Origin of the sequence: Bradyrhizobium sp. IC4059 (assembly GCF_020193615.1) — a bacterium.
In the GTDB taxonomy this organism is placed as follows: Bacteria; Pseudomonadota; Alphaproteobacteria; order Rhizobiales; family Xanthobacteraceae; genus Bradyrhizobium; species Bradyrhizobium yuanmingense.
In genome coordinates, this window is the sequence record NZ_JADYVH010000001.1 from 865591 (window position 1) to 882832 (window position 17242).

Genomic DNA, 17242 nt, shown 5'->3' on the forward strand with positions numbered 1-17242 from the left:
TCAGACCCTCTTGGCGGCGTCGGCAACGGCGGCGACGATCCCGGGATACGCCCCGCAGCGACAGATATTGCCGCTCATCCAGAACCGAATGTCCTCCGGCGAGCCCGCATGGCCTTCGGCGATGCAGCCGACGGCAGACATGATCTGCCCGGGGGTACAGAAGCCGCACTGCAAGCCGTCGTGCTCGACGAATGCGCTCTGGAGCGGATGAAGCTCACCATTCTTCTCGAGACCCTCGATCGTCTCGACAATGGCCCCGTCATGCATCGCAGCCAGCGTCAGACACGACACGACCCGCCTGCCGTTGAGAAGGATGGTGCAAGCGCCGCAGGCGCCCTGATTGCAGCCCTTCTTCGTACCGGTGAGACCGAGATCTTCGCGCAGAAGGTCGAGCAGGGATTGCCGCGTATCCAAGTCGAGCTCCTGTCTCGTTCCGTTCACGTTCAGACGAACCCGTGCCGTCGATGCAGCGGGCTTGCTTTCGGATGCGGGTTGCGCGGTAACCTGGGGCACCACCGCCATGGAAGCCGCTCCGCCGACAGTCAGCAGGAGCGAACGGCGCGATACTCCGCCCCGCGTGCTTTCGGTCTCAGCAGCGCCGGCGGCGAACGGTTCTTGGTTTGTCATGGTGGTCGGGATCCCCTCGGATGATCCGGCCCAGTAGGCCATGATCCCGACGGACGCACCGTTCCGATATTGCGGCGACTATCGCAATCTTGCGACGAAGTGGCGCCCGCGCCTGTGGACTCTGCTTCTCGCCCATCGCGGCCAAGGCAGCCCAGCTGTGAGTGGTAGACCGGGCGCAATGAGATCAAGCCCAACCCACGTGCCACTTGCCATCGGAGTTGTCTCGATACCGCGAAGTCAATCATGCGCACTATTTGTGCAATCAGCCAGACATTGCGACATTTCGACCGCAGCTTCCATTCCCGCCATGTCGTGAAACATGGTATGTCGATGAAGCGCCTGTCGCGGGTGCGGCCAAATATGACATAACCAAAGCGATGCCTGATCGAAATCCTTTTCAGACGATGGTCCGGCTGCTATCGGAAGCCCCGCCGCCTTTGGCACCCATCCAGTTAAACTGCGGCACACAACTCACTCATCGTTTTGTTCGTGGCACGCGTTATGGCTATGCCCCAGGCATGCCCGGACACCTTGTCGGCACCTACTATGGAGAGCCTCAGCACAGTGCGTGGACGGTTGAGCGACGGCGGCTCTCTGCCCCGCTGCGGCCGAATTCTATCACTGTGATTCCCGACCGGCATGATGGAGATTGGGAAGTTGAAGGACCGCTCCACGTGTCCCATGTCTATCTCACCAACGAACGACTGGAGCATTGCCGAACACTCATCGGTGGGCGAGGCAAGGTAGAGCTGGCGCCACGCGTCGGCAGCGAAGACGCTGTGACCTCACAGCTTCTTGCAATCCTCAGCGACCCCGACGTCATTGTCGATCCTTCGGCAAAGTTGCTGGTCGATCGAGCGGTTGACCTACTCTGCATCCAGCTATTGCGTTCGCACAGCATAGTGCATCTGCCGCAGAGTCTCGCTTATACTCGCGGCGGGCTCGCGCGCTGGCAGCTCAGGCGTGTGACCGAATACATGCTGGCGCATCTCGACAAGCCGATCGGCCTTGACGAACTAGCGTCCCTGGTCGGCCGCAGCCGCTATCATTTTTGCTCGGCGTTCCGTCTCTCGACAGGATTGACGCCGCATGTCTGGCTAACTCGGCAACGCATGTTGCTTGCACAACGCCTGCTGAATGATCCAAATCTATCGATCAGTGAAGTTGCGCTCGCAGTCGGATATTCAACGCCGTCGGCCTTCGCCCAGACTTTCCGCAGAATTGTCGGCACGACGCCGCGAAATTTCCGCCGATCCTTGTAGCCTCACATCGGATGTCAGCTTCTGGCCCATCTCCGACCCGGGCGAGGACGCCAGCGCGCTGCTATCGAGGTGGAGCGGACTCTCCAAGTAGTGCAGCGCGGGCTTATGAATACGCGCCCCTGGAAAGGGTCGGCGCTCGCCGTCACCGCACCATGGTCTCGCGATCCCAGGCCTTGTAGTCGGGCGAACCTTGGATGCGGATCGGACCGTCGTAGCCGTATTCCACCATGTGCACGGTCACATAGTCCTCCCCGAAAAATGCGACGCCGTAGGATTGCGGCAGGTCGCAGGCGCTCAGCAGCTTCGTCTCGGAGAACAGCGGAAAGCTCGCATGGTTGGTGCCGCGCAGCGACGAGACGGGGACGCCTGCAATCGAGCCTGCGAGAGGCAAGTGGCAATGCCCGAAGAATACGTGGCGGATCTTGGCCCGGTGGCGACTGACGAGATGCCGGAATGGAGCCTCGTCGAGCAGGCCGATCTGGTCGAACGGGACGAGATGCACAGGCATCGGGTTATGGTGCATGAAAAGCAGGAACGGCCCGTCATGCTCGGTAAGCCGGGCCTCGAGCCAGCCGAGACGATCGTCGCAATAACGGCCGGCGTGCGTTTCCGGATGGGCAGTGTCGAGGAACAGGCAGCGGCCGGCAGCCGTATCGTGGATGCCCTGGACGAAGCCGTTGTCGTCGGCGAGGTCGGGGAACACGCTCAGGAAGGCGGCGCGCCGATCATGGTTGCCGATGCACAGGCGCACCGGCAGCGGATATGCGTCGAGGCGCTGCTTGAGCCATTGATAATCGGCGAGATCGCCCCAATCCGAGAGGTCGCCGGTGATCACCATCAATTCGGCGTCGTGATGATCGTGCAGCGCATGCGCCAGCGCCCGCTCGAAATTGACGCGCGGATCGCGGCCGCCGATGGTCGCACCGGGCGCCGTCAGGTGAATGTCGCTCAGATGCAGCAGTTTCATCGCCAGCTCCGGTCATCGAGGCGGCACGGGGCGCCGAGGACGTCCCGTGCCGGGGGATGTGAGGATGGTCAGCGCGCCGCGCCTGTGGTCTTCGGCAGCAGCTTCTGCACGTCAGCCGTCATGTCGGCGAGGACGGCCTCCGGCTCCTTTGCGCGGGCGCCCGAGATGATCGAATTGAGATGATCCTTGATCACGTCGGTGATCTTCAGGCCGTTGTCGCCGGGGAAGGCGTACCATTTGGTGAGCAGCGCGAGCTGGCTGACCGCGGTGTAGTTGTTGGGGTTCTTGACGTAGAAGTCCTTCAGATAGACCTCGTTGGCGACCTTGTTCGGCGGCATGTAACCGGTGGTCTCCGCCATGATCGCGGCGCCCTTGGGGCCGGTCCAGAATTTCACCGCTTCCCAGGCGGCATCGCGCTTGGCCTTGTCCTTGGCGAGGATCAGCACGACGTTGCCGCCGGCCGGCAGCCTGCCCTTGGTGGAGGCGACGTCCGGGAACGGAATCGTCTTCAGCGCGAACTTGCCGCCGGTCATCTGCGTGACCTTGTTGAGGTCCGAGGTCGAGGTGACGTGGAAGCCGGTCTTGCCGGCCGCGAACGCCGCGCGCATCGACGGCTGGTCGAGATTGGGCATGCCGGCCTCGTTGACGAGCCGCGCGATCGTATTGATGGCGAACTTGCCTTCCGCTCCGTCGAACGCGACCTTGGTCTCGTCGGCATTGAGCATGGTGCCGCCGCGCGCGAACACCGGCGCCTGCCACAGCCAGTTGCCGGTGATGTCCCAGGCATAGGTGACGCCGTTGGTGTCGTTGCCGAGCGCCTTGATCTTCTTGGCCAGCGCGATCAGCTCGTCCCAGCTCTTCGGCAGATTGTTCACGTCGCCGCCGGCCTGCTTGACCAGGTCGAGGTTGACGTAGACGATGGGCAGGGAGATCGCGAAGGGCAGGGCGTAGACCTTGCCGCTGGCGGTGCCGATGTCGAACATCGCCTGGTGAAAGCCCTGCTTGTCGAAATCCTTTTCGGCCGCGATGTAGCCGTCGAGCGGCGCCGGGATGTTCTTGTCGACCAGGACACGGATGCGGTTTAGGCCCTGGAAGGAGACGTCAGGCATCTGGTTGGTCACGGCCTCACGCAGCACCTTCTGGGTGCCGTCCTCGTAGGATTCGTAGGGCGCCCGCATCGTGATCTTGATGTCGGGGCGCACCTTGGCGAACTCCTCGGCGATGCGCTTGTGGGTCTCGGTGAACAGCTCCGGATAGGGATACTGCATCACGATCTCGGTCTGGGCCTGCGCGAGCGCAGATCCGGCCACGAGCGACAGAGCCGCCGCGGCGATGATGGACTTCAGCATGGATAGACTCCTTGGTTGAGGTGACGTCGTTACTTGATCCCCGTCAGGGTGATGCCCTCGATGAAACGGCGCTGGGCAAAGAGGAAAGCGATCACGAGCGGCGCGATGATCACCATCGCCGCCGCCATCAGCGGGCCGTAGCTGGTGCCGGCCTCGTTGTTGCGGAAATGGGCGACCGCGAGCGGCGGCGTACGCAGGTGCTCGCTGTTGAGCACGATCAGCGGCCAGAAATAGTCGTTCCAATGCGCGACCACGGAGAAGATGCCGAAGGCGGTCACGGCGGGAATCGCGGCCGGCAGCATCACCCGCCAGACGATGCCGAACTCGGAGATGCCGTCCATGCGGGCGGCGTCGACGAGATCGTCGGGCACCGTCTTGAAAAATTGGCGCATCAGGAAGATGCCGAACACCGAGATGGTGAAGGGCAGCACCAGCGCGGCATAGCTGTCCAGCAGCCCGGCCTTGTGCAGCAGCAGGAAGACGGGGACCGCGGTCGCCTGCGGCGGGATCAGGATCCCGAACAGCACGAGCGCAAACAGCGTCTCGCGGCCGAGGAAGCGAAGTTTTGCGAGCGCGTAGGCCGCGGGCAGCGCCACCATCACCTGCAGCACGAAGATCGAGACCGTGACGATGACGCCGTTGAGCAGGAAGCGCAGCAGATTGGCCTTGGCGAAGGCCTCGCGCAAATTCTCCGCCAGCGCGAACTGATGCGGGATCAGATGCAGCTCGCTGGAAAAGATCTCGGTCTGCGGCTTGGACGCGGTCGAGATCATCCAGATGAAGGGCGCCAGCATCACCGCGGCGCCTGCGATCAGCAGCACGTGACGCAGGATCGCCCGGAACGGGATCGGATGTGCGTTGCTCATGTGTAGTGCACCCCGCGATCGGCGAGCCTCGATTTGACCAGCGTGAGCAGGAGAACGAACACCAGGAAGACGACGGTGATCGCCGCGGCGTAGCCCGAGCGGAAGAACTCGAACCCTTCCGTGTATATGGCGTGGATCAGCACCTCCGTGGATTTCGACGGGCCGCCCTTGGTCAAGACGTGCACGGTGTCGAACACCTGGAACGAGCGGATGCCGGAGATCACGACGACGAATGTCGTCACCGGCCCCAGCATCGGCCAGGTCACGAGGCGGAAGCGCGCCCAGCCGCTCGAAGCGCCGTCGATTTCAGCCGCCTCGTAGAGCTGCTTGGGAATGGAGACGAGGCCGGCGAGGAACAGCACCATGTTGAAGCCCACCGCCTGCCAGATGCCGATCGCGCACAGCGCATAGAGGGCGGTGTTGCGGTCCTGCAGCCAGGCGAAGGCCGGCAGGCCGGCGCCGCGCAACAACCCGTTCACCAGGCCGAATTGCGGGTGCAGCATGAATTCCCACACCACGGCCATCGCGATCAGGGTCGCCATGACTGGCAGGAAATAGATCGTCCGGTAGAGGCTGCGCAGGCTGGTGCCGCTCTGGATCAAAAGCGCGATCGCAAGGCCGGCGATCACGGCGCCGGGCACCACGATCACGACGTAAGTCAGCGTGTTGCGCAGCGCGGTCCAGAACACCTTGTCGGCGAACAGGTCCTGGTAGTTGGCGAGCCCGATCCAGGAGAAATGCGGCGCGCCGAGCTGATAGTCGGTGAAGGAGAGGGCGATCACGCCGGCGAGCGGACCGAGCAGCATGACCAGCATGAGCGCGGCGGCCGGCGTCACCAGCGCGTAGGCGGCATGGCTCCGCCTGCTGCCATGGGCCGGCAGCGTGCGCCTCGTCGTGCCCGCGGGAGCAACAGTCGCCCCGATGGTGATGGAGCCGTCAGACATGGGCGGGCTCACGGATGCGCTCGGCCTGCTCCATTCTGAGCTCGATCCGTTTCCCGGCCGGATCGAACATCCGCACCGCGTCTGGTGCGAAGCCGAAGGCGACGGAGCTTGCCATCGCCGGCAAATGCTTGACGTCCGCGAGCCGCGCGATCAGGCGCGACCCGGTGCCTTCGACCGCGAGATGCACGAAGGCCTCGGCGCCGAGATTCTCCAGATGGACGACGGTTCCGGAGAACGGCCCGGTGCCGAGCTCGACCCGCTCCGGGCGGACCCCGATGCGGCAATCGGCGGCCGCCGCATTGCACGTAAGTTTCAAGGCGGTCCCCAGCACATCGACGCCGCCGTCCTTGCGGATCCGGCCGGGGAGAACGTTGATCTTGGGGCTGCCGATGAATTCGGCAACGCGGACGTCGCCGGGCTCGTTGTAGATCTCGGCCGGCGTGCCGGCCTGGATCAGCTCACCGCCCATCATGACGGCGATCCGGCTCGACATCGTCATCGCCTCGGCCTGGTCGTGCGTGACGTAGACGAACGTTGCCTTGAGGCGGCGATGCAGCTCGGCGAGCTCTGCGCGCATGTGGACGCGCAGCTTGGCGTCGAGATTGGAGAGCGGTTCGTCGAACAGGAAGGCGACCGGCTCTCGCACCATGGCGCGTCCGACCGCGACGCGTTGCCGCTGTCCGCCGGACAATTGTCCGGGCTTGCGCCGCAGCAATGGGGTGATGTCGAGCTGCTCGGCGATGCCTTCGATGTCGGCGCGAATGTGCCGTTCCTTGGCGCGCCGGCCCGGCAGCAGCGCACCCAGTAGCGGCAGTCGCTCGATCGCGGAGAGGCGCCGCATCCGCAGCGGCACCGCGATGTTGTCGAAGGCGCTCAAATGCGGATAAAGCGCATAGGATTGGAACACCATCGCGAGGTTGCGCGCGCTCGGGCGAATGCCGTCCACGGCGCGGCCGTCGATGTGGACCTCGCCGGAATTTTGCGGCTCGAGCCCGGCAATGATGCGAAGCAGGGTCGACTTGCCGCAGCCGGACGGGCCGACCAGCGAGATGAACTCGCCGTCGGCGATGCGGAAATCGATGCCTTTCAGGACGTCGGTGCCGTCAAAGGACTTGCGGATTGCGGATAGTTCGATTTGCGCCATGCGCGCTGATCCCCTGCTGGTCCGTTTGCGGCGCACGAGGAGTAGGAAGCGCGTCTGACATTCACATAACGGTCAATGGCCCGGCTTATGGTCGTCCCAAGTTTTGCTTTCAGGTCCGGAAGACGGGGAAGAACGATCTTGGGTTGCTTGTTGTGGCGTTGACGTCGTCGCGTGTCCGGGCGGTCAATGCGGTGTTCGAGACCGGCAGCTTTGCCGCTGCGGCAAGGCGGCTCGGGGTGTCGCAGCCGGCCGTTGCGCAGCTGGTGCGGGATCTGGAGGCCGAGTTCGGGGTGGCGCTGTTCGACCGACACGGCCAGACCCTGATCGCGACGTCGCTGTGCCGGCGGCTCTATGCCGCAACGAGCCGCATGCAGGCGGTCGAGGCGGATGCGCTCGCCATCCTGCAGCAGCGCGACGAGCTCACGGGGGGTGAGCTTCGCATCGGGCTCGGCAACGCCATGCCCGGCATGGCGTTGATCGCGGCGTTCCGCAATCTCTATCCGAAGATCCAGATCAACATCGAGATCGGCAGCTGGTCGGCGATCATGGCCGCGGTGGTCGACCAGCGCGTCGACGTCGCCGTACTGCCGGAGGTGCCGCAGGACAACCGCTTCCGGCGCGAGCCCTGCGTGCAGCAACGCGTCGTTGCGATCTGCCATCCCGTTCACGACCTCAGCCGCCAGTCGCGCGTGTCCATCGCCGGCCTCATGCAATATCCGCTGGTGTTCCGGACCCGGGATTCCGCGACCCAGCGCGCCGTCGACCGGGCGTTTCGCGCCCTCAACCTGCGCGCCAGTCCGGCGATCATCGTCAATACGCGCGAGGGGATGCTGGAGGCGGTGGCCAACCGGCTTGGCGTCGGCTTCGTCTGGGAGCACGGCTCGAGCCGCATCGACCGGATCGCGAAGGTGGCGATCGCGGAAATCGAGGCGGAGACGCCCGAATACATCTTCTCGCTGGCGGGCAAGCGCGGCAAGCTGGTCGAGCTGTTCTACCTGGCCCGAAGCCTTTCGCGCCCGGCCGACGGCGCCGATATCCTGGCCGCGCCCTGAGCGGCGGCCGCCTTCCCGCCGCTTTGGGTTGTGCTGAACTGTGACGGCAACCGTGATGTTGCGCAGCGGGACGGTAAGGTATTTGCGTATTTTCCGTCCCCGAAGTTTGGTTACCCGGCCCAAGATGGGCTATGCTCCCCGCTGCGTCGACGACAAGAATGAGACGTCGGGAGATGGCATGGGATACCAGCGGCGGACGGGGCTGCGTCCATGATAACCTTACCCAGATTGGCAGCTGAATCGCTGGAGCAGTTCCTCGGCAACTTCATGCGCCGCCGGTACGATGAGACTTCCGCAAGCATCGTTGCCAGCGCAACCCGTACCGCGATGGAATGCATCGGCAACAGCGATGCGCTCTACCACAATATCGAGCATACGATGCTGGTGACCCTGGCCGCCCAGGCGATCCTCCGCGGCCGAAGCCTTCATACCCATCTTTCGGCGGAAGATTACGTTCATGTCTTGATCGCCTGCCTCGCCCACGACATCGGCTATGTCCGCGGGCTGTTCGAGGAGGACGACGCCGACGGTTTCGTCATCGATGCGGCCGAAACCAAGATCTCGTTGCCGCGCGGCGCGTCGGACGCGAGCCTGATGATGTACCACGTCGACCGTTCGAAGCTGTATGTGACGCGGCGGCTCCGCCATATCCCGGGAGTCGATCCGGAGCGCGTTGCCCGCGCCATCGAGGGGACGCGCTTTCCCGCCCGTGAAGGCCAGGAATACGACGACGAAGCCTCGATCCTGCGTGCGGCCGACTTCATCGGCCAGCTCGGCGATCCCAACTATCTGCGCAAGGCCAACGCGCTCTATTACGAGTTCGAGGAGGTCGGCATCAACCGCCAGCTCGGCTACGACTCGCCCGCCGACATCGTGAACCGCTACCCGCAATTCTATTGGAACAGCGTTGCTCCGCACATCCAGACCGAGATCGGTTATCTCAACAAGACCGAGATCGGCCGGCAATGGATCGCCAACCTCTACAGCAACGTGTTCCGCGCCGAACGTGACATCTCGCTGTCCGGTCCGCAGAAATAGGCGCCTTGTAGCCTCGTAGCCCGGACGGAGCGTAAGCGAAATCCGGGATTCGCGGATACAGGCGTCCCCGCATTGCGCTTCGCTCCATGCGGGCTACAAGAGCTCTGCGCAACGAGATCATCCGTGAGCAAATCATGCAACAAAAAACCATCACCACTGATATCCTCGACATCGCTTATCGCGAATACGGTGCGCCGGACGGCTGGCCCTGCGTCATGGGGCATGGCTTTCCCTATGACGCGAACGCCTATGCCGAGACCGCGCCGATCCTCGCCGAGGCCGGCGCACGCGTGCTGGTGCCCTGGCTGCGCGGGTACGGGCCGACGCGGTTTCGCTTCGCTGAGACGCTGCGCTCCGGCGAGCAGGCGGCGTTAGGTGCCGATCTCCTGGCCTTCATGGATGCGCTCGGTATCAGGCGCGCCGTCGTCGGCGGCTACGATTGGGGCGGGCGTGCCGCCTGTGTGGTCTCGGCGCTCTATCCGGAGCGCGTGGTCGGTCTCGTCTCCGGCAATTCCTACAATATCCAGAACATCGCCCTCGCCATGGAGCCGGCTTCGCCGCCGGAGGAGGCGGCGTTCTGGTATCAATATTTATTCCACAACGAGCGCGGCCGCCGCGCGCTGCAGCGCAACCGCCGCGGCTTTGCCCGTCAGCTCTGGACGATGTGGTCGCCGAAATGGGTCTTCGACGACGCAACGTTCGAGACGAGCGCCGTGTCGTTCGACAATCCTGATTTCGTCGATGTCGTGATCCATTCCTACCGCCATCGCTACGCGCTGGTGGCCGGCGATCCCGCCTATGCGGGGATCGAGGCAAAGCTCGCCGCGCAGCCGACGATCCGCGTCCCGACGATCGCGATCGACGGCGACAGCGACGGCGTCAATTCCGGCACCGCCCACCACGCGCGCAAGTTCGAGGGATTTTTCGAGCGGCGCGTCTTCACCGATGCCGGTCACAATTTGCCGCAGGAGCGGCCCGCCGAATGGGCGCAGGCCGTGATCGACGTGCGGAAAGCGGCTGCGTCATAGGCGGCCTCGAGGCGCCCTCGGCGAACCTCATCGTGAGGGGATTGGCGGGTCGGCACTAGGCCATCCATCCGTTCCCCAAATTTCCCCGACTTTCAGGAACCTTTTCCGATTGCGGCGGTCCAAGCTGTGGGCCCGCTTCCATATGCGGGCTCGTTGCAGGGGAGAAGCTTGATGAAGTCACAAGTGCGCAAGCTGGAACGTGTCGCCGTGGCGCAGACGCCGACCGATCGGCCTGACAGGGCGGAGGTCGAACAGGCGATCCGGACCATGATCCGCTGGGCCGGCGATGATCCCGCGCGCGACGGTTTGCGCGAGACACCTGCTCGCGTTGCACGCGCGTTCGCAGAGTATTTTTCCGGATACGCGCAGGATCCGACCGAGATCCTGCAAAAGACCTTCGAGGAGATCGAGGGCTATGACGAGATGATCGTCCTGCGCGGCGTTCGCTTCGAGAGTCATTGCGAGCACCACATGGCGCCGATCGTCGGTCGCGCCTGGGTCGCCTATATTCCGCAGGGGCGCGTCGTCGGCATCTCCAAGCTCGCACGCGTGGTGGACGTCTACGCAAAACGGCTCCAGATCCAGGAGAAGATGACCGCACAGATCGCCAACACCATCAACGACGTGCTCAAGCCCGAAGGCGTCGGCGTCATCATCAAGGCGACGCATCACTGCATGACCACGCGCGGCGCGCACAAGCCCGGGACCGATCTCGTCACCAGCCGTATGCTGGGTGTGTTCCGCGACAATGCGCTGACGCGCCAGGAACTGCTGGGGCTCGCCAGTTCGGACGATTGACCTGCGCTCGGCGCTGACCCGCCGCATTCGATCTTGATTTGCGTCAAGGTTGCGGCAGGCGAGGTCTGCTCTGCTGGGTGTTGTCTCGGTCGGGTGCGTGCTATCATGGCGTGTGCCCGGGGGCTTCGCATGCAGGAGTGGCCCATGACAACTGCGTCAGATACGTCTCATCCGTCCGGTCTCGGCTCGGGAATGGCTGCGCTACACGCCAAATGGGGCTGGATCGTCGCGCTCGGCGTCGTCTACCTGATTGCCGGCTTCGTCGCGCTCGGCAGCATGGTGATGGCAACGGTGGCGAGCGTGATCGTGGTCGGCGCAATGATGATCGTCGCCGGCGTCACCGAGGTGATCGGCGCATTCCAGATGAAGAGCTGGGGAAAGTTCCTGATCTGGGCCTTGCTCGGTGTGCTCTACATCGTTGCCGGCTTCCTCACCTTCGCGAACCCGCTCTTCGCCGCGGTTCTGCTCACGCTGTTCCTCGGCGCCTCGCTGCTGGCCTCCGGCGCGGTCAGGCTGTTTCTCGCATTCAGCATGAAGCGCGAAAGCCCGTGGGGCTGGGTGGCGGTGTCGGCCGTCGTCACGCTGCTGCTCGGGCTGCTGATCCTGGTGCGCTGGCCGGTGAACAGCGTCTACATCCTCGGCCTGTTCCTCGGCATCGACCTGATCATGGCCGGTGCCGGATGGGTCAGCTTGGGCTTCGCCTTGAAGCGGCGCGGCTAAAGCATGATCCGGAAAAGTGCCGAAGCGGTTTTCCGGAAAGCTCATGCGTCAAGAACAACCTGACGCACGATGACGATTCATCAAAATCTCGTCGCGCTTCAGGCGATGCCATCAGCAACTCGACGCAAGACCATCTTGATGAACTCCGCTGATCTGACGCGCTGACAGGAAGCAGCGCGCCGCGCGGTCGTTTCGCCGCGGCGACAATCATTGGGGAGAAACCATGAAAGCCGCTTTGGCCCTGGCCGCAGCGCTGGCTGCCGCCTGCTTGTCCGCTCCTGTCTCCGCGCAAAAATCCTACGGTCCTGGAGTTAGCGACACCGAGATCAAGATCGGCAACACCATGCCCTATAGCGGCCCGGCATCGCCGCTCAGCATCACGGGACGGGTGATTTCCGCCTATTTCGACGAGATCAACGAGAAGGGCGGCGTTGGCGGCCGCAAGCTCAACCTGATCTCGCTCGACGATGCCTTCTCGCCGCCCAAGACCATGGAAGCCGCGCGGCGCCTCGTCGAAGGCGACGGCGTCGCCTTCATCTTCGCCACCATGGGCACGGCGCCGAGCTCGGCGATCGCAAAATATCTCAACAGCAACAAGGTGCCGCAGATCTTCCTGATCAGCTCGGCCTCGAAGTGGAACGATCCCGCCAACATGCCTTGGTCGATCGCGCTGCCCTGGGCGCCGAACTACACCAGCGAGGCTGCGATCGACGTCGCCTATGCCCGCGCCAGGAACCCGAATGCGCGCTTTGCGGTGCTCTACCAGAACGACGACGCCGGCAAGGAATATCTTCGCGGCGTCAAGGAGGCGCTCGGTGCCGACGCCGACAAGGCGATCGCGATGGCCTCGAGCTTCGAGGTCGCCGATCCCACCGTCGATTCCCAGGTCCTGACGCTCGCCAATACCAAGGCCGACGTCTTCATGATCTATTCGGTGACGCCGCGCGCCTGCGCGCAGGCGATCCGCAAGGCGCACGAGGTCGGCTGGCAGCCGACGCGCTTTCTGGCCTCCGGCTGCGCCAACAAGGCTACCGTGATGGCGCCCGCTGGCCTGGAGGCCGGCAAGGGTGTGCTGTCGCTCGGCGCGCTCAAGCCGTTCGTCGAGGCGCCGAAGGACGATCCGGCGATGACGGCCTATATCGACTTCATGAAGAAGCGCCTGCCCAATGCCGACATCAACAACGTCGCCGGCCTCTATGGCTACACCGTCGCCGAGGCGCTGGTGGCGCTGCTGAAGCAGTGCAAGGACAATCTGACGCGCGAGAACATCATGGCGCAGGCCGCGAATCTGAAGAACGTGCCGCTGTCGCTCCTGATGCCCGGCATCACCCTCAACACCACGCCGCAGGATTTCCGCCCGATCAAGGACGGCTACATGCTCCAGTTCGACGGCAACGACTGGGTGGTGGCAAGCGAGCTGTTGCGCGGGACGTGAGAGGCGGGTTCTCGCGGCGGATGCGAAATCGTAGGGTGGGCAAAGGCGCACTTGCGCCGTGCCCACGATCTATCAATGATGACCGAGAAAGAGCGTGGGCACGCTTCGCTTTGCCCAGCCTACGAGACTGATGTCTCCATCACGTCATGGCCGGGCTTGTCCCGGCCATCCACGCATTTCCCCGCGGCACGAAGAACGTGGATGCCCGGGCCTTCGCCTCGCCGAAGCGGCTTCGGCCGCGCAGGCGGGATAAGCCCGGCATGACGACCTCAAATGTAGCGAACAGGAGACCACCATGGACTTTCACCACTCCGCCCGTTCGCTGGAGCTCCAGGACCGCGTTCGCCAGTTCATGCAGGCCCATCTCGAGCCGGTCGAGGAGCTCTACTACGAGCAGGTCAAGCCGGAAGCTTCACGCTACAAGACTCCGCAAATCCTTCAGGATCTGAAGCGGCGGGCGCGCGAGCAGGGGCTCTGGAACCTGTTCCTGTCCGGCGAGCACGGGCCGGGTCTGACCAATCTCGAATACGCGCCGGTGAAGGAGATCATGGGCCGCATCCTCTGGGCGCCCGAGGTCTTCAACTGCTCCGCGCCCGATGTCGGCAACATGGAGGTGCTCGCAAACTACGGCACCAAGGCGCAGCAGGAGCGCTGGCTGAAGCCGCTCCTCGAGGGGCGCATCCGCTCCGGCTTCTCGATGACGGAGCCGCAGGTCGCCTCCAGCGACGCCACCAACATCCAGTGCGAGATCCGGCGTGACGGCGACGACTACGTGATCAACGGCCGCAAATGGTTCACCTCGGGCGCGATGAACGAGGATTGCGAGATCCTGATCGTGATGGGCAAGACCGCGCCCGACCATCCCGACCGCCATCGCCAGCAATCCATGATCCTGGTGCCGAAGAATACGCGTGGGGTGCGCATCGTCCGCGACATGCTCACCTACGGCTATGACGATGCGCCGGTCGGCCATCCCGAGATCGTCTATGACAACGTCCGCGTGCCCGCCGAGAACATTTTGCTCGGCGAGGGCCGCGGCTTCGAGATCGCGCAAGGCCGTCTCGGCCCCGGCCGCATCCACCATTGCATGCGCCTGATCGGCTGCGCCCAGCGTGCGCTCGAACTGATGTGCCAGCGCGCGGTCTCGCGCGTCGCCTTCGGTAAGCCGCTCGCAGAGCAGGGCTCGGTGCGCGAGGACATCGCGCATTCCTTCTGCGAGATCGCGCAAGCCCGCCTGCTTACCTTGCAGGCCGCCGACAAGATGGACCGCGAGGGCAACAAGGCCGCGCGCGACCTGATCGCCGCGGCCAAGATCGTGGTCCCCAGCATGGCCGCCCGCGTCATCGACCGCGCCATCCAGATCCACGGCGCCGCCGGGGTCTCGCAGGACACGTTCCTCGCGCGGGCTTACGTCTACGCCCGCTTCATCCGCATCGGCGACGGGCCGGACCAAGTGCATCTCGCGGCCGTCGGCAAGGAGCTGATCAGGCGCGGCGGGGTGATGGGGTAGCGCCGTGGCCCTTGGCCGGATTGCGCATCGGCGGCGCTTCGAAGCGCCGCGACGGGCAAGTCTTTTGGCCGCGATGCAGTATGGCCTCAGATCAGTGTAGTACGATAGTAACTGCTGACCGAGAGTGACCCTGCACGCCATGGCGGGTTCACCCAGGTGAAAGAGCACAGATCGCTTTTGCGCGAGAAAACGTCCGATGCCGAAGGCGAGCGCGCAAGACTGGACAGCATCATCGATTTCGAGCGGCGGCACTTGCTCGCGGACCTGCGCGCCGGTCGTCCGGATGTGATCCTCGTGGATACCCGGCTGCTCAGCGCGGTCCCGTTCGACTGGCTGGCCTGGGCAAGGTCCGATCCGGAGCTCCAGGCCGAACTAAGTCGTTACCGCGAGCTCGAGGATGCCGGCGGCCGCGTCCGGATCTTGGTCGCTCGATCGGGTTCGGAGCGGTAACCCCGTTCGGTTGCCAGCCGCGGCACAGGCGCCACGCTCGGCATGCTGACATCATGCCCCTGTTTTGCCCGACGAGTCAAAATCGGTCCGTAAAAACAGCAGGGCTTCGCGCCGGGCCGCCAAGCCATTGAAAAAGCTGACCCCGTCTACTGTGCATGGGGTTGTTTTTCCGTTTTTGCTGGAGCGACCGTTTTCGCGGCGCCAGGCGGGCCGCTACCCCGCCTTGGCGATGCGACCGTCCGCCGACCCCGCGCGCAGATTCTGGAAGAACGTCTCCACCTCCCGCGACAGCGTCTGCGCCGTCTCGGTCAGGCTGCTGGCTGCGGTGAACACCGAAGCCGCCGCGGTATCGGTCTCGCCGATGGCATCGCGCAACGAGGTGATGTTCGCCACCAGCGTCTCGTTGCCTTGGGCAGCGCTTTGCGCGTTGGAGGAGATCTCGCGCGTGGCCTGGTCCTGCTGACTGACGGCGCCGGCAATCGCGGACGTGACCTCGTTGATCTCGCGCACCGCCCCGCCGATCTCGCGCACGGCGTCGACGGCGTTCCGCGTCGAGGCCTGGATCATCGCGACGTTCTCGCTGATCTCGGCCGTGGCCTTGGCGGTCTGGCCCGCGAGCGCCTTCACCTCGTGGGCGACGACGGCAAAGCCGCGGCCGGCATCGCCGGCGCGCGCCGCCTCGATGGTGGCGTTCAACGCGAGCAGGTTGGTCTGCTCGGCGATCGCCTGGATCAGGTTGAGCACGCCGTCGATGCGTTGCGTGGCTGCAGCGAGGCTCTCGATCTCGGAGATCGACTTCTCGGTGCGCTGGCCGGTCTGCTCGACCGCGCCGGCGCTCTGTCGCACCTGGCGGCCGATCTCCACCACCGAGGCCGAAAGCTCCTCGGCTGCGCCCGCCACCGCGGTGACGTTGTGCGAGGCCTGCTCGGTGGCGTTCGCCGCGGTGCCGGCGCGGCTGCTCGCATCCGCTGTGACCCGCGTGATGGTCTGCGCCGTCTCGCGCATGACGGAGGCGTTGTCGCTGAGGCCGCGCATGATCGCGCCGATCGCCTCGCGAAATTGCTCGACGGACCGCTCGACGTGACGGGCGCGCTCCTCGCGCGCGGCGGCGTCTTGCGACACTTGCGAGGCGAGATTGCGGTTGCGCCCCATCGAGTCCTGGAACACCTGGATGGCGCGGGCCAGCGCGCCGATCTCGTCGGCGCGGTCGGAGTGCGGCACCACGACATCGGCGGCGCCGTCGGCGACCTGCGTGATGGTGGCGGTGATCGCGGCGAGCGGCCGGGCGATCGAGCGGGCAATGATGACGATGCCAGCGACGACGAGGGCCAGCGCCACGCCGCCGAGGCAGGTGAGGATGAACGACAATGTGCGGGCGGTCTCGGTCTGCTGCGCGATCTGCCTGCCGCGCTCGGCATAGACCTTGGACAGCGCCTCGAGGTCCTTGTTCAGCGCCGAGCGGACGCTACGGTTGGCGTCGTTGTCGCCCCATTCGCGGCCCGCTGCCGCGTTGATCTCGACGCCGCGCCGCACCAGCTCCTTGCGGAACTCGACGAACTGCTCGATGCGCTTCTTGAAGGTCGCGAACTGCTCGGCATCGTCGGCCTTGACGATGGTCTCCCAGCGCTTCACGACGTCGAGGATCTGGGCGTTGAACTTGAGCAGGCCGTCGCCGTATTTCTTCACCACGGCCGGCTCGGTCGACATGTAGATGCCGCGCGATTCCATCACCACCGCATAGACGAGGGAGTTGACCCGCTCGACGTTCAGCGCGGCGGCATTGGCCGTCTCAATCGCGACTGCGAGGTCCGCGCTGCGGCGGCTGTTGTAGTCGGACAAGATCGCGATCGCTGCCGTGAGCAGCGCGAACAGCGCGAAGATCGCATAGAGCTTGCTGGCAAGCGTGAAGCGGCCTGCCGGCTTGGCGGCATTCCCAGATCGGTCGGATGTCATGATGTTCAAGGAGCCCGGATTGGCCTGACCGGCCGGTGAACGGGGTCAGGCAAATTGTTGCAAAACTATGCAGAACGAAGATGGACGCCTCGTTAACGC

16 protein-coding genes are annotated in these 17242 nt (G+C 64.6%); 9 read left to right on the forward strand and 7 right to left on the reverse strand.

Annotation, left to right across the window (positions count from 1 at the left end; all coding sequences use genetic code 11):
- The gene (locus I6F12_RS04020) at positions 1-627 is read right to left on the reverse strand and encodes a (2Fe-2S)-binding protein (RefSeq protein ID WP_036006185.1); all 627 of its coding nucleotides are present in this window, start codon (positions 625-627) and stop codon (positions 1-3) included.
- 674 nt (positions 628-1301) lie between these two features.
- Between I6F12_RS04020 and I6F12_RS37460 the strand changes: the two genes are divergently transcribed.
- On the forward strand, positions 1302-1889 hold the full coding sequence (locus tag I6F12_RS37460; protein ID WP_225155552.1) for an AraC family transcriptional regulator: 588 nt from the start codon (positions 1302-1304) through the stop codon (positions 1887-1889).
- 142 nt (positions 1890-2031) lie between these two features.
- Here the strand turns inward: I6F12_RS37460 and I6F12_RS04030 are convergent, their stop codons facing one another.
- The 5 genes from I6F12_RS04030 to I6F12_RS04050 all read right to left on the reverse strand — a co-directional run bounded on the left by I6F12_RS04030 (position 2032) and on the right by I6F12_RS04050 (position 7159).
- Complete coding sequence (locus I6F12_RS04030) at positions 2032-2856, reverse strand: phosphodiesterase (RefSeq protein ID WP_225155553.1); 825 nt, start codon at positions 2854-2856, stop codon at positions 2032-2034.
- A 68-nt stretch (positions 2857-2924) separates the two neighbouring features.
- Positions 2925-4205 carry an ABC transporter substrate-binding protein gene (locus I6F12_RS04035; protein WP_225155554.1) on the reverse strand — a complete coding sequence of 427 codons (1281 nt, stop codon included), beginning with the start codon at positions 4203-4205 and terminating at the stop codon, positions 2925-2927.
- Between the two features lie 29 nt (positions 4206-4234).
- Entirely contained in the window at positions 4235-5071 is an 837-nt protein-coding gene (locus tag I6F12_RS04040) for a carbohydrate ABC transporter permease (RefSeq protein WP_225155555.1), read from the reverse strand.
- Positions 5068-6015 (reverse strand): sugar ABC transporter permease, encoded by a 948-nt coding sequence (locus tag I6F12_RS04045; protein ID WP_225155556.1) that lies wholly within the window; start codon positions 6013-6015, stop codon positions 5068-5070. Before I6F12_RS04045 ends, I6F12_RS04040 begins: the two co-directional genes overlap by 4 nt.
- Positions 6008-7159, reverse strand: a complete 1152-nt coding sequence (locus I6F12_RS04050; protein WP_225155557.1) for an ABC transporter ATP-binding protein — start codon at positions 7157-7159, stop codon at positions 6008-6010. Before I6F12_RS04050 ends, I6F12_RS04045 begins: the two co-directional genes overlap by 8 nt.
- Positions 7160-7311: 152 nt before the next feature.
- Here I6F12_RS04050 and I6F12_RS04055 point away from each other — a divergent pair, with 152 nt between their 5' ends.
- The 8 genes from I6F12_RS04055 to I6F12_RS04090 all read left to right on the forward strand — a co-directional run bounded on the left by I6F12_RS04055 (position 7312) and on the right by I6F12_RS04090 (position 15190).
- The gene (locus I6F12_RS04055; protein WP_225152737.1) at positions 7312-8211 is read left to right on the forward strand and encodes a LysR family transcriptional regulator; all 900 of its coding nucleotides are present in this window, start codon (positions 7312-7314) and stop codon (positions 8209-8211) included.
- Positions 8212-8421: 210 nt separating this feature from the next.
- Complete coding sequence (locus I6F12_RS04060; RefSeq protein WP_036006127.1) at positions 8422-9249, forward strand: HD domain-containing protein; 828 nt, start codon at positions 8422-8424, stop codon at positions 9247-9249.
- A 134-nt stretch (positions 9250-9383) separates the two neighbouring features.
- Positions 9384-10277, forward strand: coding sequence for an alpha/beta hydrolase (locus tag I6F12_RS04065; RefSeq protein ID WP_225155558.1), 894 nt, complete (start codon positions 9384-9386; stop codon positions 10275-10277).
- Positions 10278-10448: 171 nt separating this feature from the next.
- Positions 10449-11075 carry a GTP cyclohydrolase I FolE gene (gene folE / locus I6F12_RS04070; RefSeq protein WP_057027130.1) on the forward strand — a complete coding sequence of 209 codons (627 nt, stop codon included), beginning with the start codon at positions 10449-10451 and terminating at the stop codon, positions 11073-11075.
- Between the two features lie 144 nt (positions 11076-11219).
- Entirely contained in the window at positions 11220-11795 is a 576-nt protein-coding gene (locus I6F12_RS04075; RefSeq protein ID WP_036006124.1) for an HdeD family acid-resistance protein, read from the forward strand.
- 223 nt (positions 11796-12018) lie between these two features.
- Positions 12019-13230 (forward strand): ABC transporter substrate-binding protein, encoded by a 1212-nt coding sequence (locus I6F12_RS04080; RefSeq protein ID WP_036006122.1) that lies wholly within the window; start codon positions 12019-12021, stop codon positions 13228-13230.
- 295 nt (positions 13231-13525) lie between these two features.
- The gene (locus I6F12_RS04085) at positions 13526-14740 is read left to right on the forward strand and encodes an acyl-CoA dehydrogenase family protein (RefSeq protein ID WP_225155559.1); all 1215 of its coding nucleotides are present in this window, start codon (positions 13526-13528) and stop codon (positions 14738-14740) included.
- A gap of 156 nt (positions 14741-14896) precedes the next feature.
- Positions 14897-15190: a hypothetical protein gene (locus I6F12_RS04090; RefSeq protein WP_225127281.1), complete on the forward strand. Its 294-nt coding sequence runs from the start codon at positions 14897-14899 to the stop codon at positions 15188-15190.
- A 213-nt stretch (positions 15191-15403) separates the two neighbouring features.
- Here the strand turns inward: I6F12_RS04090 and I6F12_RS04095 are convergent, their stop codons facing one another.
- A complete protein-coding gene (locus tag I6F12_RS04095; RefSeq protein ID WP_225155560.1) occupies positions 15404-17143 on the reverse strand; it encodes a methyl-accepting chemotaxis protein in 1740 nt (579 codons plus the stop codon).
- Between the last annotated feature and the right edge of the window lie 99 nt (positions 17144-17242).

Excerpts from the sequence above, each read along its gene's own strand:
- I6F12_RS04050 (WP_225155557.1), bottom strand. The coding sequence starts at position 7,159 with ATGGCGCAAATCGAACTATCCGCAATCCGCAAGTCCTTTGACGGCACC.
- I6F12_RS04045 (WP_225155556.1), bottom strand. The coding sequence starts at position 6,015 with ATGTCTGACGGCTCCATCACCATCGGGGCGACTGTTGCTCCCGCGGGC.
- I6F12_RS04040 (WP_225155555.1), bottom strand. The coding sequence starts at position 5,071 with ATGAGCAACGCACATCCGATCCCGTTCCGGGCGATCCTGCGTCACGTG.
- I6F12_RS04035 (WP_225155554.1), bottom strand. The coding sequence starts at position 4,205 with ATGCTGAAGTCCATCATCGCCGCGGCGGCTCTGTCGCTCGTGGCCGGA.
- I6F12_RS04080 (WP_036006122.1), top strand. The coding sequence starts at position 12,019 with ATGAAAGCCGCTTTGGCCCTGGCCGCAGCGCTGGCTGCCGCCTGCTTG.
- I6F12_RS04060 (WP_036006127.1), top strand. The coding sequence starts at position 8,422 with ATGATAACCTTACCCAGATTGGCAGCTGAATCGCTGGAGCAGTTCCTC.
- I6F12_RS04095 (WP_225155560.1), bottom strand. The coding sequence starts at position 17,143 with ATGACATCCGACCGATCTGGGAATGCCGCCAAGCCGGCAGGCCGCTTC.
- folE (WP_057027130.1), top strand. The coding sequence starts at position 10,449 with ATGAAGTCACAAGTGCGCAAGCTGGAACGTGTCGCCGTGGCGCAGACG.
- I6F12_RS04030 (WP_225155553.1), bottom strand. The coding sequence starts at position 2,856 with ATGAAACTGCTGCATCTGAGCGACATTCACCTGACGGCGCCCGGTGCG.
- I6F12_RS04065 (WP_225155558.1), top strand. The coding sequence starts at position 9,384 with ATGCAACAAAAAACCATCACCACTGATATCCTCGACATCGCTTATCGC.
- I6F12_RS04020 (WP_036006185.1), bottom strand. The coding sequence starts at position 627 with ATGACAAACCAAGAACCGTTCGCCGCCGGCGCTGCTGAGACCGAAAGC.
- I6F12_RS04075 (WP_036006124.1), top strand. The coding sequence starts at position 11,220 with ATGACAACTGCGTCAGATACGTCTCATCCGTCCGGTCTCGGCTCGGGA.
- I6F12_RS04085 (WP_225155559.1), top strand. The coding sequence starts at position 13,526 with ATGGACTTTCACCACTCCGCCCGTTCGCTGGAGCTCCAGGACCGCGTT.